Here is a 16,333-nt window from a genome sequence, read left to right as displayed (position 1 = left end):
ACAATTCATTTTATCTGGATGAGAATAAGATTATGAGTTATAAAAGATCGACATTGATGCAAGAGCGAATGGAACAAAATCGACAGTCGATTTTGCAATCTGCGCGAGAACTTATTGCTCAAGGGGGATTCAAGGATGCCCAAATTCAGGCGATTTCGGAACGTGCAGGCGTGTCCAGTGGCTTGGTTTACCGCTATTTTGACAATAAAAGTGAAGTCTTAATTGAAGTGTTGTCCGAAGCGATTCAGCATGAGATTCATATTCTGAATACCATTGCGAGTAGCGAAGGATTAACAGCACAGCAAAAATTACATAAGGCAGTCACCACCTTTGTTAAGCGGGCATTGAATAGTCCTCAACTGTCGTATTCACTCATGTTCGAACCTGTAGATCCAATTATTGAACATGAGCGTTTTCGCAGTAAACAATTGATCAAGCAAAGCATTAACGAGATTCTTGCCGAAGGGAAAGTCAATGGCGAGTTTGGTTTTGAAGATTTAAATACGGTGGCGTTATGCATTGTCGGAAGTATGACTTTCGTCGTAATTGAGCCTTTAAATCCATCTCGTAATGTGATGTTTGATCAAAACTACAAAGATTATTTTGTGAAGCAGGTTGCAGATTTTTGTGTACAAGCTGTGCAATTACAGGAGCGTAATTAAATAGTCTTATATGCAAAATAGGGAATCGCGTACAAAGTAATCCGTGTGATCAAAATAAAACAGTAAGAATCAGAATTACAAAGAATCAAGGAGAGTGATTCAAATGACACAGGTACGGTTAAGCTATGCGTATGGAACCAGCAGTCAACCTTTACTGGGCATGACCATTGGTGAAAAATTTGATCAGGCATGTGCACAATATGCAGATCAGGATGCAGTGGTCAGTGTGCATCAGAATGTACGCTTAAGCTACAAAGAGCTACAAGCTCAGGTAAATGCACTGGCTTGTAGCTTATTTAAGCTGGGATTTAAAAAAGGCGATCGCCTGGCCATTTGGTCACCCAATTGTGTGGAATGGACCATTACTCAATTTGCTGCATTTAAAGCAGGCATTATTTTGGTCAACCTAAATACTGCCTATAAAAGCAACGAGTTAGAGTACGTACTGAATAAAGTATCGTGTAAAGGTTTGGTCATTGCCTCGCAATTTAAAACCACAAATTATCAAGAGCTTTTGACTAAGATTGCGCCTGAGCTGCAAGAAGCTGAAGATAAAATCTTAAATGCACTACGCTTACCTCACTTAAAACACGTGATTAAAATTGATGATACTGCACACACAGGGATTCATCGTTTTCAAGATCTTTTGGGACAACCATCAGCCAAGCAACTCGACAGCTTAGAAGCCGTTGCGAGTGAATTGCAGTTTGATGAAACCATTAATATCCAGTTTACTTCAGGCACAACGGGCAACCCGAAAGGCACTATGCTGACTCACAATAATATTTTGAATAATGGTTATTTTGTTGGTGAAGCGATTCATTTAAGTCCGAAAGATCGCGTATGTATTTCAGTACCTTTATTCCATTGTTTTGGTATGGTCATGGGCAATTTGGCCTGCATCACGCATGGCTCAACCATGGTTTATCCATCAGCGGTGTTTAATCCTTTAGATACCTTAAAAGCCATTCAGCAAGAGAAATGTACCGCTGCTTATGGTGTGCCAACCATGTTCATTGCGACCTTAGAGCATGAACAGTTCAATGACTTTGACTTAAGCAGCTTACGCACAGGCATTATGGCGGGTAGTCCGTGTCCGCGTGAAATTATGCAACGCGTCATGGAACGTATGCATATGACAGAAATTACCATTTGCTATGGCATGACCGAAACTGCACCTGTAAGCGCACAAAGCTCGACCAGCGATACAGTTGAACAACGTGTCGGCACCGTAGGTCGCGTACATCCGCATTTAGAAATCAAGATTGTCGATGAAGCGGGTAAAGTCGTACCACGTGGCAAGCTGGGTGAACTCTGTGTACGTGGTTATTCAGTCATGTTGGGCTACTGGGAAGATGGTGAGAAAACCCAAGAAGTCATTGATAATGCACGCTGGATGCATACCGGTGACATCGCAGAAATGGACGATGAAGGTTTTGTAAAAATCAAAGGTCGCATTAAAGATGTGGTGATTCGCGGTGGTGAGAACCTGTTCCCGAAAGAAATTGAAGATTTCTTGTATACCCATCCAGATGTCAGCGATGTACAGGTGATTGGTCTGCCAGATGCACGTTATGGTGAAGAACTCTGTGCCTGCATTATTTTGCATGAACACCATGAAACCACGGAAGAAAGCATTCGTCGTTACTGCGCGGAGCATATTTCACATAACAAAGTGCCACGTTATGTCCGCTTCTTTACTGAGTTTCCAATGACTGCTTCAGGCAAGGCGCAAAAATTCAAATTACGTGAATTTATGCGTAATGAACTGAACTTAGTAGAAGATATTGCATAACGCAATCTTGGTATTGAGCACTTTCCTTTATTCGCCAGTCGGGTAAAGGAAAGAAACTGTCTGAACTACCCAAACAAAAATAAGGAAATCATGATGCAACTTCGTCACGATTGGACTCGCGCAGAAATACAAGACCTGTATCAGCAACCATTTTTAGATTTGGTTTTTCAGGCACAATACATTCATCGCCAAAATTTCAGTGCCAACCAGATTCAGGTCAGTACTTTGCTGTCGATTAAAACAGGAAAATGTCCTGAAGATTGCAAATATTGCTCTCAATCTGCACGTTATGATTCAAAGCTAGAAGCAGAAAAACGCATTGCGGTTGAAAAAGTCATTGAGGAAGCGAAACAAGCCAAAGCTTCGGGTTCTTCACGTTTTTGTATGGGTGCTGCATGGCGGAATCCGCATGAACGCGACATGCCTTATGTATTAGACATGGTGCGTGAAGTCAAAGCCTTAGGTTTAGAAACCTGTATGACACTGGGTATGCTGAATGCATCTCAGGCAGAGCGCTTACAACAGGCGGGATTGGATTATTACAATCACAACTTGGATACTTCCCGCGAACATTATCCCAATATTATCACGACCCGTAGTTTTGATGATCGTTTAGCGACCTTACAACATGTCCGTGATGCAGGGCTAAAAGTCTGTAGTGGCGGTATTGTTGGTTTGGGTGAACAGCGAGCAGATCGTATCGGTTTAATCTTTGAATTGGCGACTTTACCGATTCATCCAGAATCTGTACCAGTCAATATGTTGGTGCCGATTGAAGGTACACCCTTGGCGCAGGAAGACAAATTGGATGTTACCGAGTGGATTCGTACCATTGCGGTTGCACGTATTGTGATGCCTCAAAGTTATATCCGACTTTCAGCAGGACGTGAATCTTTAACCGATAGCGACCAAGCCTTGGCATTTATGGCAGGTGCGAATTCGATTTTCTCGGGTGAAAAACTGCTGACTACGCCAAATGTGGTACAGGGTAAAGATCAACAATTATTTCAAAAATTAGGTTTAACGGTAGAAAAACCCAAACCTTCAATTGCGGAACTGACACTGGATGCAATGTCAGTCGCTTAATTCAACCATAAAGCAGCACGGTACATAAACTTAACCCAGTTTCTTGTCGTATGCAGAACAATTAAAAATAGAGTGCAGCATGGCCAAAGACTTTAACAGCCCACAAGTGGTGGAGGGATATGATGAGCATATCCGTAAACTGATTCCAGGGTATGAATTAACGCATCAACAAGTGGATGCAATTTTGTCACATCATTATGGTGACCAAGAAAATGTGCAGATTTTGGTGGTCGGATGCGGTACTGGATATGAAATTCAGTATCTTGCGCAAAAGCATCCCACTTGGCAATTTACCGCGGTAGATCCATCACATGTGATGTTGTGCAAAGCCAAACAGCATTTGGAAAAACAAGGCGTTTTAGAGCGGATCCGATTTATCCACGGTGACACCAAAAGTCTTGGCGCGACTCAAAGCTTTGATGCAGTGTTGTCCATTTTGGTTGCGCACTTTATTCCTCTAGAATCGAAACAAAACTTTTTTAAAGACATTTTTAGTCAATTAAAACCGAATGGCATGCTGCTGACGTATGACTTGATGAAAGAAACCGAAGCACATGAAATTTTAGTGTTGAAACAGTTCTGTGAAAACAATGGCTTAACAGAGGGTCAGAGTGAAAAAATGGTGGAACGCTTACAACAGGATTTCTTTCTGGTTTCACCGCGAATGGGGCAGCAACTACTTTCAAATGTTGGCTTTAAAAAAGTTAAAACCTATAGCCAAATTATGAATTATTACGGTTTTTGTGCCGTGAAATAACCAACTACACATGGTCATGGACCGATAGAACACAATGTCATGCAACAACAGGATGTCACTATGCCAGCTTATTATCGTTTGATTCAGCGTGAAAATAATGCTGATGGCAGCGTAACTGCACACTATCAATCGAACTTACATGCTCAAGGGGCGTGGAATCCACATGAACAACATATGGCACCAGCATCAGGCGTCATGTGTGCGGAATTGGAACAGTTCTTACCGCGTGATGATATGCGTATCGGACGGATCAGTTTTGATATTTTCGGTCTGATTGCCTTTGGTGATTTTAGCATTACCACACGCATGATTCGGGGCGGTAAAACCATCGAATTGATTGAAAGCGAAATGCAGGCCAATGACAAAACCTGTATTGTGGCACGAGCATGGAAAATGTTGATGCAAGATACGCAGAGCATTGCCGGGCTTGAGGATGAAAAAGTTCAGCATCCAGAGCAATTACCTGTTTGGGAAGGGATGAAGTGTTGGTCAGGTGGATATATTCAAAGTATTGAAACCCGTGCAGAAGCGACACGACGTGCAGGCAAGGGCGTGGTTTGGTTGACCAATCACTGCAACATGGTTGAAGGCAAGACCACCAGTGACTTTGTCAAACTGATGGGCATGGTGGATACCGCAAATGGTGTTGTTCCGCGCCAAGACCCGCAGGCAGGTTGGGCATTTCCAAATTTGGATTTACAAATCCATCTTTATCGTATGCCACAAGGACAATGGCTCGGACTTGAAGTCGAGCAACAGTATGGTACAGATGGCATTGGACTGACCAGTACGGTGTTACATGACACGCATGGACCCTTCGGGCGCAGTGAGCAAATTTTGACTTTGAGAAAACTCTAATTCCAGCCATCACGCAATTAAAGCTGAATGATACATTGCTGACTTAACTGTTTAAGCTCAGCATCATTCATTTGTACCTTGCTCCATTTCTGCATTTGCTGAATTAACCATGCAAAGTCTTCAACTTTGGGGCTGGCACTGCCTTCAATAAAATTACGAATAATATGCTGGATTTTATGAAATTTTTGCACATGCACGCTATCTGAACATTCAAATTGAATCACATCATAGGCATGCAACAATTCCCAAATTTGATTAAAGTCGGACATGACTTTAATTTCAGCCTGCGCTTTTTCAATGGCTTGAGTCATGGCTTTGAGGGTATTGGGATTGGCTGTTGCCCAATCTTGTGTAACCGCTAGCACCTTGTCAGCAATCGCAGGAATCACATCTTCACTCGAAGCGACAATCTGACTAATGCCTAAAATTTCACCTTGGGTATTCCATGGTTCCCCGACACAAAAGCCATCAATCACCTGACTCTTTAACGCTTCCACCATATAAGGCGGCGGTAAAATTCTCAGTTTGATGGAATGTGCTAACTCAGGATTTGCTAGTGCTAACCATTCACGCAAACAGTAGTGATGAATCGAGTTAGCAAACACATGCGCCAGTTGAATATCTTGCCCTTGCTGAATCGCTTGGGTCACTTTTTCTGCAACGTCTTTAGGCGTATCTTCTGCTTGAACATCCAAAGCAAAACAGAGCTTTTGGCTTAAGCTGATATAGGCACGGTTTACACTCAGTACCAAAGGCGTTTGAAAGGGGATGCCAATTTGGTCGGTGCCGATGCTGGCAGCGGGTAAAATACCTGAAAGACAATGTGCTGCATCTAATACACCAAATGCCAGACGATCACGCAGACTCGCCCAAGAGGCTTCTTTAACCAAGGTCACATCGAGACCCAGTTCCTCAAAATAGCCACGATGCTTCGCCCAAAGTAGCGCGATACAATCTAATAAGGGAATATAGCCAAGTTGGATTTGAGTTTTTTCTAATGCAGACATGGCTTAATCCTTCAATTGAGTTTGGAGTAGTTCTTGCGCATCAAGTAGACGGCGCGCCATTTCTCCCATGGTGATACGATGGCTCATCGCATTTTTACGCAACAGTTGGAAGGCCTGATCTTCGGTCAGTTGATGCAGTTGCATTAGCAAGACTTTTGCTTTTTCCACATCTTTACGATCTGCCAATTTGCTTTTGGTTTCTTGTAAATCAGAAAGCAGCTTTTTATGCTTTTTATACTGCTCAATAGAAATTTCTAAAATACTGTCCAGTTTTGCAGGGTCAATACCATCGACGATATAAGCAGTAACCCCCGCATCAATCGCACTTTTAATCATCTCTTTTTGGCTATTTTGCGTGAACAGAACGGTCGGTAAATCAAACTGACTGACACAGCTTTCAATAATGTCTCGATGTGGATGATCCATATCTAATAAAATCACATCTGCCTGTAAGTGTTCTAGTTTGAACATATTCAGATGATCAATGGTCAAACAGGCGACCACATCAAAATCATGCGCGATAAGTGAATCTTGAATATAGTGCGCGCGATCTTGATCATCATCAATCAGGGCAATTTTAAGTTTAAGCTTTGGCATATTGAGCTATCGCTAATGAGATGAGTCTGAATAGACTCGATTTATACTTAAATTTTCTCTAGCAAAAAATATACCACCGACCATTTTTACGATGTATGAATACAAAAAATAACGTTACGCACATACAAGTCGAAGTTACTGCACCACAAGGAAGCAAAATGTGCAATTTGGATGCACTATGCAGATTCGTAACGCAGTCATTATAAAAAAATGACCTTGCTCAGCCTGTGGATGTAAAAAAATATATCCAAAAAGGGAGGAATAAAATATTTTTTAATATAAAAACAGATGTTTAATAATAAATATAAAATATTGGCATACCGTTTGCATTGTTTAATTCGAGTCAAAGACGACTCTAAAAATTTGCAAGACGGCCAACGACGTCCGTTCTGATCGAACTGTTAAACAGCACTCGCTGGATAACAGAACTTTAAATACGTTCAGTTCAGGAAGGAGATGGTTATGTCTTCAAATTTATATGAGAAAAAAGCCACAACAATAAGTCTTTTCAATTTTAAGACTTCAGCGATGCGGGCCTTCCACATGAGTTGGCTCGCCTTTTTTGTCTGCTTTTTTGCATGGTTTGCCTGTGCACCTTTAATGCCTGTGATTGCAGGTGAATTTCATCTCACTAAAAATCAGATTGCCAATATTAATATTGCAGCAGTCGCGATTACCATTCTGGTTCGCCTGATTGTTGGACCTCTGTGTGACAAATATGGTCCACGCAAAACCTATACCGCGTTATTACTCTTAGGCAGCATTCCTGTATTTGGTGTTGCAGCATCGAATAGCTACGAATCTTTTCTGTTCTTTAGACTGTTAATTGGTGCGATTGGCGCAAGTTTCGTCATCACCCAATACCACACCAGCATTATGTTTGCGCCGAATGTGGTGGGTACTGCAAATGCAACCACAGCAGGCTGGGGTAATGCAGGTGGCGGTGCAACACAAGCGCTGATGCCACTGTTACTGTCTGCGATGGTCATGTTTGGTGTAGAACAAGCCATGGGCTGGCGCATTGCATTGTTGGTGCCGGGCATCATGATGCTGATTGTGGGTGGCTTGTATTGGAAATACACCCAAGACTGTCCTCAAGGCAACTTTAAAGAATTACGTGCCCAAGGTGTGCATGTCGGTAGCGATAAGAAAGGTGGTTTGAACATTCTGCTTCATGCCGCACGTAACTACCGCGTTTGGATTCTATTTGCATCATATGCAGCATGTTTCGGTATTGAAATTTTCATTCATAACATTGTGGCAATGTACTACGTCGAAAACTTTGACTTCAGCTTAAAAGAAGCAGGTTTAGCTGCAGGCATCTTTGGTTTACTTGCACTATTTGCCCGTGCTTTGGGTGGCATCATTTCAGATAAAGTTGCTACGAAAAAAGGCTTGGATGGCCGTACCAAAGTTTTGTTCGGCATGATCTTGATGGAAGGTCTGTTCCTGATCTTATTCTCGCAAATGAATACTGCCATGTACGCCATTCTTAGCATGACCGTATTTGCCTTATTTACCCACATGGCATGTGGTGCAACTTATGCCTTAGTGCCGTTTATTGATCGTGATGCTTTGGGTGGCGTAGCAGGCATTATTGGCGCAGGCGGTAATGTCGGTGCCGTTGCAGCAGGCTTTCTCCTTAAAGGTGTCTTGGATATTCAAACCTGCCTCATGGTTTTAGGCGGACTGGTGGTGATTGCCGCAAGTTTTGTCCTCATGATTCGCTTTTCAGTCGAACACAAACAGAAAGAACAACGTCTATTTGAACAAGCCGTGCTTGATCGCAACAACATGGCATAAGTAAAAAAATTAAGGAGAATGAATATGAAACTACTTATGATTGGTCATGGTATGGTTGGGCACAAGTTTATTGAAAGTGTGCTTGAACATGCAGGAGATGAAGTAGAAATTACCATCCTTGCCGAAGAGCCACGACTTGCTTATGACCGCGTACATTTAACCGAATATTTCTCTGGCAAAAGTGCCAAAGACTTATCGCTTGCTCGCGCAGACTTTGCTGATGCCTATGGTATTGATTTACGTCTGAATACCAAAGCGACAGCGATTGATCCAGAAAATAAACTCGTGACCACCAATCATGATGAAACCCTTAGTTATGACAAATTGGTATTGGCAACAGGTTCTTATGCTTTCGTACCGCCAATTCCTGGCAATGACCGCAAGAATTGCTTTGTGTACCGTACCATTGAAGATCTAGATGCCATTAAAGCAGCCAGTTTAAATGCCAAAACAGGTGTGGTGATTGGTGGTGGATTATTGGGTCTAGAAGCAGCCAAAGCATTACGAGATTTAGCACTTGAAACCCATGTGGTTGAGTTTGCACCGCGCTTGATGGCGGTTCAGGTTGATGACTTGGGCGGTAAAGTATTACGCACCAAGATTGAAAATCTTGGGGTTAAAGTTCATACCCAAAAAGCTACCAAAGCCATTGAAGATGGTGAGTCCGCAGTGCATGTGATGAAATTTGGCGATGGTTCTGAACTTGAAACCGATATCGTCTTGTTTTCAGCAGGTATTCGCCCACGTGATGAACTGGCACGCAGTAGCGGTTTAGCGATTGGTGAGCGTGGCGGGATTGTGATTAATGATTACTGCCAAACCAGCCATGCAGATATTTATGCGATTGGTGAATGTGCGCTTTGGAACAATAAGATTTTTGGTTTGGTTGCACCAGGTTATGACATGGCGCGTATTGCAGCCAAACATATGATGCAGCAAGACAGCAATCTGTTTGCTGGTGCAGACATGAGCACCAAACTGAAATTGATGGGGGTAGATGTTGCCTCGGTCGGTGATGCGCATGCGATGACGCCTAATTCACTCAGCTATTTCTATGCCGATGAAGCAGCGCTGGTGTATAAAAAAATTGTGGTCAATGCGGAAAAAACCAAACTCCTCGGTGCAGTACTGGTTGGCGATGCCAAAGAATACAATGACCTACTGCAAATGATGCTAAATGGACTGGCTTTGCCAGAAGTACCAGAAAGCCTGATCATGCCGGGCTTTGCCGACTCAGGTGCCAAAGCAGGCGGTAGTGGTGTTGACTTACTCCCAGACAGTGCCACCATTTGTTCATGTAATAACGTCTCAAAAGCAGATATTTGCCAAGCCATTAGTGATGGTTCAACCTCTTTAGGTGCACTGAAAAAATGTACCAAAGCAGCGACGGCATGTGGCGGTTGTGCACCTTTGGTCACACAGGTTTTAAAATCTGAATTACAACGTCAAGGCGTGACCGTGAACAATCACATTTGTGAACACTTCCCGTACTCACGTCAAGAGTTGTATCACTTGGTCCGTGTCAATGAAATCAAGACTTTTGATGACTTGATTCATCAACATGGGCATGGTTTAGGTTGCGACATTTGTAAACCAACGGCCGCCAATATTCTTGCATCCTGCTGGAATGATTTTGTGCTTAAGCCGAGCCATGCGGGTCTACAAGACAGTAATGACTATTACTTGGGCAACATCCAAAAAGATGGCTCTTACTCGGTAGTGCCGCGTATGGCAGGTGGTGAAGTCACGCCAGACGGCTTAATTGCTGTAGGTCAAATTGCCAAAAAATATAACCTGTACACCAAAATTACAGGTGGTCAACGTGTCGACATGTTTGGGGCACAAATTCATCAATTACCGTTGATTTGGGAAGAACTTAATGCTGCGGGCTTTGAGTCTGGTCATGCTTATGGCAAATCATTACGTACCGTTAAATCCTGTGTCGGCAGTACATGGTGCCGTTATGGAGTGGATGATTCAGTCGGCTTGGCGATTTTCCTTGAAAACCGTTACAAGGGTTTACGCTCACCACATAAACTCAAAATGGCCGTGTCTGGCTGTACCCGTGAATGTGCAGAGGCACAAGGTAAAGATGTCGGGGTGATTGCCACAGAAAAAGGCTGGAACCTTTATGTTTGCGGTAATGGCGGCATGAAACCTCGTCATGCAGAACTGATAGCCTCTGACTTGGATACAGAAACTCTGATTCGCTATATCGACCGTTTCTTCATGTTCTATATTCAAACCGCAGATCGTTTACAACGGACCAGTGTATGGCGCGACAACATGGAAGGTGGTTTGGATTATTTAAAATCCGTCATTGTTGAAGATTCTCTTGGTCTAGCCGCTGAATTAGAGTGCCGTATGCAACACGTTGTTGGCACTTATCAAGATGAATGGCGTACTGCGGTGGAAGATCCTGAAATTCGCAAACGCTTCCAAACCTATATTAATGCAGATGCTGATCAGCAAGCCGATCCACACATTCAATTTACCCAAGTGCGCGATCAAATTCGCCCGCTAAATGATGCTGAACGTGCAGCAGAACGTATTCCAATGGTTGAAGCATAAGAAGGAGAATCAAGATGACCAGTTTAAACAACAAAAATATGCTTCCAGAACAAGAGTGGGTTGATGTCTGTAATTTGAATGACATCACACCCAATACAGGTGTGGGGGCCTTGGTGGGTGGACAAGCTGTTGCACTGTTTCGTGTTGGTACAGAAAAGCGTGTTTATGCACTCAGTAATAAAGATCCGTTCAGCCAAGCCAATGTCATGAGTCGCGGCATTATTGGTGATTTACAAGGTGAGCGCGTGATCGCCTCTCCAATTTATAAACAGCATTTTAGTTTGGCGACTGGGCGCTGTTTGGAGGACAAAGACCAAAAACTGTTAGTTTTCCCAACCAAAATTCTGAATGATCGCGTCATGGTCTGCCCGACAGCACAAAAAACCTATATCACCAACAATGGTATCAGTTCAGAAAAAATGAAACTGGTCTTGGTTGGCAATGGACTCGCAGGGATGCGCTGCCTAGAAGACTTATTGGATATGGCACCCGACCGTTATGAAATTACCGTGATTGGTGAAGAACCATGGGGCAACTACAACCGTATTATGTTGTCACCTGTACTTTCAGGCGATAAAACCATTGAAGATATCATGCTGCATTCACATGCGTGGTACAGCGAAAAAGGAATTCAGTTAATTGCGGATGATCCTGCAATCAAGATTGATCGTCCACGTAAGCAAGTGCATACCCAAAAAGGCATGGTGGTCAATTACGATCGTTTGATTTTAGCGACAGGTTCTAAACCCTTTATTCCACCGATTGCAGGGACGGACTTAAAAGGTGTGATGAGTTTCCGCGACATTTATGATGTCAATCAGATGCTCGAATACAGCAAAAATAAGAAGAATGCCGTGGTGATTGGTGGCGGCTTGCTTGGTCTTGAAGCGGCTTATGGTTTGAAACGCCGTGGTATGAATGTGACAGTGCTACATTTGATGGATCGAATCATGGACCGTCAACTGGACAATCGCGCCAGCCACATGTTACGCCATAGCATTGAAGAAAAAGGCATCAATATTATCACTGAAGCCAATACCGAAGCGTTGTTGGGTGCGGATGGTCATGTCAATCAAATTCGCCTGAAAGATGGAACGCTATTAGATGCGGATTTGGTGGTCTTTGCTGTCGGCATTCGACCAAATATCAGTTTGGCACAAAGCGCAGGCTTAAGAACCCAGCGTGGTGTGATGGTGAATGACACCATGCAAACTTATGACCCAAGTATCTATGCTGTCGGTGAATGTATCGAGCATCGCAGTCAAACCTTTGGTTTAGTTGAACCATTGTGGGGACAAGCGTTTATTTGTGCTTCGCATTTGGCAGAGCATGGCAGTTTAACCTTCAAAGCGCCGACCGTGCCAACGCAACTGAAAGTCAGCGGCGTCGATGTGTTTTCGGCAGGGAATTTCGAACCATCGGAAGATTTTGAAGACATCATCTTGAATGATGAAAAGCGTCAAATTTACAAGCGCATCATTATTCAGCATGACAAAGTCATTGGTGCTGTGTTGTTTGGCGATACCGAAGATGGAGCGTGGTATGCGGAGCTGATTGCAGATGAAACTCCAATCTCGAATATTCGCAATAAATTGCTTTTTGGTCGGGATTTTGCATTAAAAAAAGTAGGCTAATTTTAGGTACAACATTTTCGCTGCCATGGGTTCAAAAGTAATAAAAGGGAGCACCGTATGACCAGTATTCCATTTGTGGAACTTCAAAGCTCGACGACTCCAGTCACTGTGAGCACTAACACAACTTGTCCATACTGTGGGGTCGGTTGTGGCGTGGTTGCACATGTTAAACATACGGCGCAAGGTCAGATGGTCAGCGTAGAGGGGGATGCTTCACATCCCTCCAATTTCGGGAAATTGTGTATTAAAGGCAGTAATTTAGCCGACACCATTGGCTTAGAAACACGCTTATTACAGCCGATGTTAGGTCGAAATACACAGCGTAAAATGGCGACCTGGGATGCTGCCATCAGTCAGGTTGCACAGCAGTTTCAAAGCTGTATCGAGCAATATGGACCTGAAAGTGTTGCTTTTTATGTGTCAGGTCAATTGCTGACTGAAGACTATTATGTGGTGAATAAGTTTGTCAAAGGCTATTTAGGTACAGCAAATATCGATACCAATTCGCGTTTATGTATGTCATCTGCTGTAGCAGCGCATAAACGGGCTTTTGGTGAGGATATTGTTCCCGCCAGTTATCAAGATTTTGAACAGACCGATATGGTGGTATTGGTCGGATCCAATACCGCATGGTGTCATCCAGTTTTATATCAGCGCATTATGCAAGCCAAAGCAGAACGGGATATTTTCGTGGTTGTGGTCGATCCACGTTTTACCAGTACCTGCGAACAGGCAGATTTACATTTGCCAATTTTACCAGGGCAAGACATCGCGCTGTTTAATGGTTTATTGCAATATCTACATCAAAAAGGTTTTGCTGATCAGGCCTTTATTGATGCACATACCCAAGGTGTGGACGCGGCTTTACAAAGCAGCCAAGCTGAACAAGATCCTGAAGATGTCGCCAAGCAAACAGGGATTTCACTGGAAAAACTCCTGCAATTTTATGAGAAATTTGCGCAAACTGAACGGGTGATGACGCTGTTTTCGATGGGTGTCAATCAATCTTCGCAAGGCGTGAATAAAGCCAATGCGATTACCAATTGCCATCTATACAGCGGCAAAATTGGCAAAACGGGTGCAGCACCGTTCTCAATGACAGGTCAACCAAATGCCATGGGCGGACGCGAGGTCGGTGGCTTAGCCAATATGCTGGCGGCGCATTTAGATATTGATAATCCGAAGCATCAACAGTTGGTGCAAAACTTTTGGAAAAGTCCCGTTATTGCCAAATCTGCGGGTTTAAAAGCTGTCGATTTATTTGAGGCGGTGGAAAGCGGAAAAATCAAAGCACTTTGGATTATGGCGACCAATCCTGTGGTGAGCTTACCTAATGCAGATCAGGTCAAACGTGCCTTAGAAACATGTCCTTTTGTTGTCGTTTCGGATATTTGTCAAAATACCGACACCACTGCCTATGCTGATGTATTGCTTCCCGCACTGGGTTGGGGGGAAAAAGATGGCACAGTGACCAATTCAGAACGTCGCATTTCCAGACAACGTGCCTTTTTAGATGCACCCGGCATTGCCAAAGCAGATTGGTGGACGGTTTCACAAGTCGCAAAAAAAATGGGCTTTCTCGGTTTTAACTTCCAAAATGTCAGTGAAATTTTTACTGAACATGCTCAACTTTCAGCCCATGAAAATGTCTCTTTGGCACATCGTGATGAATCAGACACATTCCGCTATTTCAATCTGCAAGGTTTAACTGAACTCACAGCACAAGAGTATGAGGATTTAGCTCCAATTCATTGGCCAGTTTGGGATAAACAGCAGCCTGCTGAAAGCGTGCGACACATTTATGCCAATGGGCAATTTAGCCATGCCAATGGGAAAGCTAAATTTATTGCGGTGGAAAATGTCGCACCAGTGCATGCCTGCAACAGTGAATATCCGTTGGTGTTAAATACCGGTCGTATCCGCGATCAATGGCACACCATGAGTCGCACAGGATTGTCTGCGAACCTAAGTACGCATCGTGCAGAACCGTTTTGTGAGATTCATGCGCAAGATGCGTTGAAGTATGGATTAAAAGAAGGGGACTTGGTTGAGGTTTCATCCGCATGGGGACGTTGTGTACTTAAAACCACTATTTCTCAAGGAATACGCCGTGGTCAAATCTTTGCGCCAATTCATTGGAATGATCAAGTCGCTTCAGATGCACGCATAGGTAAGGTGGTGAATCCTGTGGTGGATGCCATTTCAGGAGAACCCGAATTTAAGCACACGCCTGTCATGCTGCAACCGTTCCATACCCAATGGCAAGGGGTATTTTATGTGCGGAATGAGTTTGCCGCGATGATCAAAGATTCGATTGAAGCTTGTGTTTGGTGGACCAAAGTCACTACCGCCAAAGCAGTGCGCTATGAACTGGCAGACCGTCGCAAATATGACGACATTACCGAACATTTAAAAGCCCTGTTGCCGTTCCAAGATGAAAGTTTTGAATGGCTCAATGTCGATGATCACACAGCTCAAATCAGTCATAGCATTGTGTTAAAAGATGGCATTTTGATTGCGAGCTTATATATCGCACCACGTGCCTTGTTGCCTGATCGTGACTGGGTGGCGGGTTTATTTAAACGTGAACGCTTAAGCGCTATGCATCGTAAAGCTTTGCTGGCAGGTCAGCCCATGTCAATGAGAAATAATGAAGGGCCATTGGTGTGTAGCTGTTTTAAAGTCGGTAAAAACCGCATTATCGAAACCATTAAAGAAAAGAAAATCACCAATGAAAAACAAGTGACAGCGTGTTTAAAAGCAGGTGGTAATTGTGGTTCTTGCTTACCTGAAATTCGCGGCTTAATTAAAGCGTGTCAAACGGAGGATGTGGAATGACGAAACCTTATCCTGAGACCGATCTTGTCATCCTCGCTGGAGGACAGGCTCGACGTATGAATGGGATGAATAAACTTTTACAAACCTTTGATGATCAAATGCAATTGTTAAAAATTCATCAAAGCCTGAAACATCAGGTGAATAGCATCTGGGTGAATAGTCATCGCGACTATTCACTGTACCGTAAAATGGTGCCAAGTATTGCCTATTATCAAGATGATGAGACTGGTTTTTTAGGTCCACTGATGGGAATGAAAAGCGCTTGGCAACATGTCACGGCAGACTATGTCCTGTTTATACCTTGTGATGTGACCTATATTCCATCGCGTGTGATTGAAAAGCTGCATACAACATTGGCCAAAAACATCCATGCGGAAGTGGCTTATGTAGAAATGAATGGTCGGGCACTGTATCCCTTCTGCCTGCTCAAACGTAGTGCATTGTTGCAGATAAATCAGCATATTGATCTAAAACAGTTCAGTTTAAAGCAGTGTTTTGCAGGAATGCACCCTCAAGTTGCACGCTTTAGTAATAAAAATCTATTTTTTCACAGTATTAACTCACTGGATGAACTCCAGCAGTATCAACAATTAAAACTTCTGGGCTAACTTCAGCTTAAGCACAAAGTTGGAACATTTATTGCAGGATAGTTTCTGCACATCGGCACAATTCAAGTGCAAGGTGTAAATCAGCACAGTGATTGTGCGCTAGGTCATTCCCAATCT

The 16,333-nt window shown here is 43.3% G+C and carries 12 protein-coding genes; 10 read left to right on the top strand and 2 right to left on the bottom strand.

Annotated features, from left to right (window positions below):
• Window positions 1-32: 32 nt before the first annotated feature.
• From GWK51_RS11790 to GWK51_RS11770, 5 genes are all read left to right on the top strand, one after another.
• Window positions 33-662: a TetR/AcrR family transcriptional regulator gene (locus GWK51_RS11790; protein ID WP_161933854.1), complete on the top strand. Its 630-nt coding sequence runs from the start codon at window positions 33-35 to the stop codon at window positions 660-662.
• Window positions 663-765: 103 nt separating this feature from the next.
• Window positions 766-2,457 (top strand): AMP-binding protein, encoded by a 1,692-nt coding sequence (locus tag GWK51_RS11785; RefSeq protein ID WP_161933853.1) that lies wholly within the window; start codon window positions 766-768, stop codon window positions 2,455-2,457.
• Window positions 2,458-2,550: 93 nt separating this feature from the next.
• Window positions 2,551-3,543, top strand: a complete 993-nt coding sequence (bioB, locus tag GWK51_RS11780) for a biotin synthase BioB (protein WP_161933911.1) — start codon at window positions 2,551-2,553, stop codon at window positions 3,541-3,543.
• Window positions 3,544-3,622: 79 nt separating this feature from the next.
• Complete coding sequence (locus tag GWK51_RS11775; RefSeq protein ID WP_161933852.1) at window positions 3,623-4,300, top strand: class I SAM-dependent methyltransferase; 678 nt, start codon at window positions 3,623-3,625, stop codon at window positions 4,298-4,300.
• 60 nt (window positions 4,301-4,360) lie between these two features.
• On the top strand, window positions 4,361-5,158 hold the full coding sequence (locus GWK51_RS11770) for a thioesterase family protein (protein WP_161933851.1): 798 nt from the start codon (window positions 4,361-4,363) through the stop codon (window positions 5,156-5,158).
• 17 nt (window positions 5,159-5,175) lie between these two features.
• Here the strand turns inward: GWK51_RS11770 and GWK51_RS11765 are convergent, their stop codons facing one another.
• Together GWK51_RS11765 and GWK51_RS11760 are read right to left on the bottom strand one after the other, a co-directional pair.
• On the bottom strand, window positions 5,176-6,165 hold the full coding sequence (locus tag GWK51_RS11765) for an ABC transporter substrate-binding protein (protein WP_161933850.1): 990 nt from the start codon (window positions 6,163-6,165) through the stop codon (window positions 5,176-5,178).
• Between the two features lie 3 nt (window positions 6,166-6,168).
• A complete protein-coding gene (locus GWK51_RS11760) occupies window positions 6,169-6,762 on the bottom strand; it encodes an ANTAR domain-containing response regulator (protein ID WP_100240821.1) in 594 nt (197 codons plus the stop codon).
• A 462-nt stretch (window positions 6,763-7,224) separates the two neighbouring features.
• On the opposite strand from GWK51_RS11760, the gene GWK51_RS11755 reads away from it, so the two are divergent.
• The 5 genes from GWK51_RS11755 to mobA are packed head-to-tail and all read left to right on the top strand — an operon-like array spanning window position 7,225 to window position 16,216.
• Window positions 7,225-8,565 carry an MFS transporter gene (locus tag GWK51_RS11755; protein ID WP_161933849.1) on the top strand — a complete coding sequence of 447 codons (1,341 nt, stop codon included), beginning with the start codon at window positions 7,225-7,227 and terminating at the stop codon, window positions 8,563-8,565.
• A 24-nt stretch (window positions 8,566-8,589) separates the two neighbouring features.
• Complete coding sequence (nirB, locus tag GWK51_RS11750; RefSeq protein ID WP_161933848.1) at window positions 8,590-11,136, top strand: nitrite reductase large subunit NirB; 2,547 nt, start codon at window positions 8,590-8,592, stop codon at window positions 11,134-11,136.
• A 14-nt stretch (window positions 11,137-11,150) separates the two neighbouring features.
• Window positions 11,151-12,770: a nitrite reductase small subunit NirD gene (gene nirD, locus GWK51_RS11745; RefSeq protein WP_161933847.1), complete on the top strand. Its 1,620-nt coding sequence runs from the start codon at window positions 11,151-11,153 to the stop codon at window positions 12,768-12,770.
• A 57-nt stretch (window positions 12,771-12,827) separates the two neighbouring features.
• A complete protein-coding gene (locus GWK51_RS11740; RefSeq protein ID WP_161933846.1) occupies window positions 12,828-15,608 on the top strand; it encodes a nitrate reductase in 2,781 nt (926 codons plus the stop codon).
• Entirely contained in the window at window positions 15,605-16,216 is a 612-nt protein-coding gene (gene mobA / locus GWK51_RS11735; RefSeq protein WP_161933845.1) for a molybdenum cofactor guanylyltransferase, read from the top strand. The genes GWK51_RS11740 and mobA overlap by 4 nt, the downstream gene beginning before the upstream one ends.
• Window positions 16,217-16,333: the final 117 nt, after the last annotated feature.

Origin of the sequence: Acinetobacter kanungonis, assembly GCF_009939195.1 — a bacterium.
Lineage (GTDB): Bacteria > Pseudomonadota > Gammaproteobacteria > Pseudomonadales > Moraxellaceae > Acinetobacter > Acinetobacter kanungonis.
The sequence above is the reverse complement of the archived record's forward strand: the minus strand, read 5'-3'. Positions and strand labels throughout refer to the sequence as shown.

Coding starts and splice junctions, on each gene's coding strand:
- GWK51_RS11790 (WP_161933854.1), top strand. CDS start 33: ATGAGTTATAAAAGATCGACATTGATGCAAGAGCGAATGGAACAAAAT.
- GWK51_RS11785 (WP_161933853.1), top strand. CDS start 766: ATGACACAGGTACGGTTAAGCTATGCGTATGGAACCAGCAGTCAACCT.
- bioB (WP_161933911.1), top strand. CDS start 2,551: ATGCAACTTCGTCACGATTGGACTCGCGCAGAAATACAAGACCTGTAT.
- GWK51_RS11775 (WP_161933852.1), top strand. CDS start 3,623: ATGGCCAAAGACTTTAACAGCCCACAAGTGGTGGAGGGATATGATGAG.
- GWK51_RS11770 (WP_161933851.1), top strand. CDS start 4,361: ATGCCAGCTTATTATCGTTTGATTCAGCGTGAAAATAATGCTGATGGC.
- GWK51_RS11765 (WP_161933850.1), bottom strand. CDS start 6,165: ATGTCTGCATTAGAAAAAACTCAAATCCAACTTGGCTATATTCCCTTA.
- GWK51_RS11760 (WP_100240821.1), bottom strand. CDS start 6,762: ATGCCAAAGCTTAAACTTAAAATTGCCCTGATTGATGATGATCAAGAT.
- GWK51_RS11755 (WP_161933849.1), top strand. CDS start 7,225: ATGTCTTCAAATTTATATGAGAAAAAAGCCACAACAATAAGTCTTTTC.
- nirB (WP_161933848.1), top strand. CDS start 8,590: ATGAAACTACTTATGATTGGTCATGGTATGGTTGGGCACAAGTTTATT.
- nirD (WP_161933847.1), top strand. CDS start 11,151: ATGACCAGTTTAAACAACAAAAATATGCTTCCAGAACAAGAGTGGGTT.
- GWK51_RS11740 (WP_161933846.1), top strand. CDS start 12,828: ATGACCAGTATTCCATTTGTGGAACTTCAAAGCTCGACGACTCCAGTC.
- mobA (WP_161933845.1), top strand. CDS start 15,605: ATGACGAAACCTTATCCTGAGACCGATCTTGTCATCCTCGCTGGAGGA.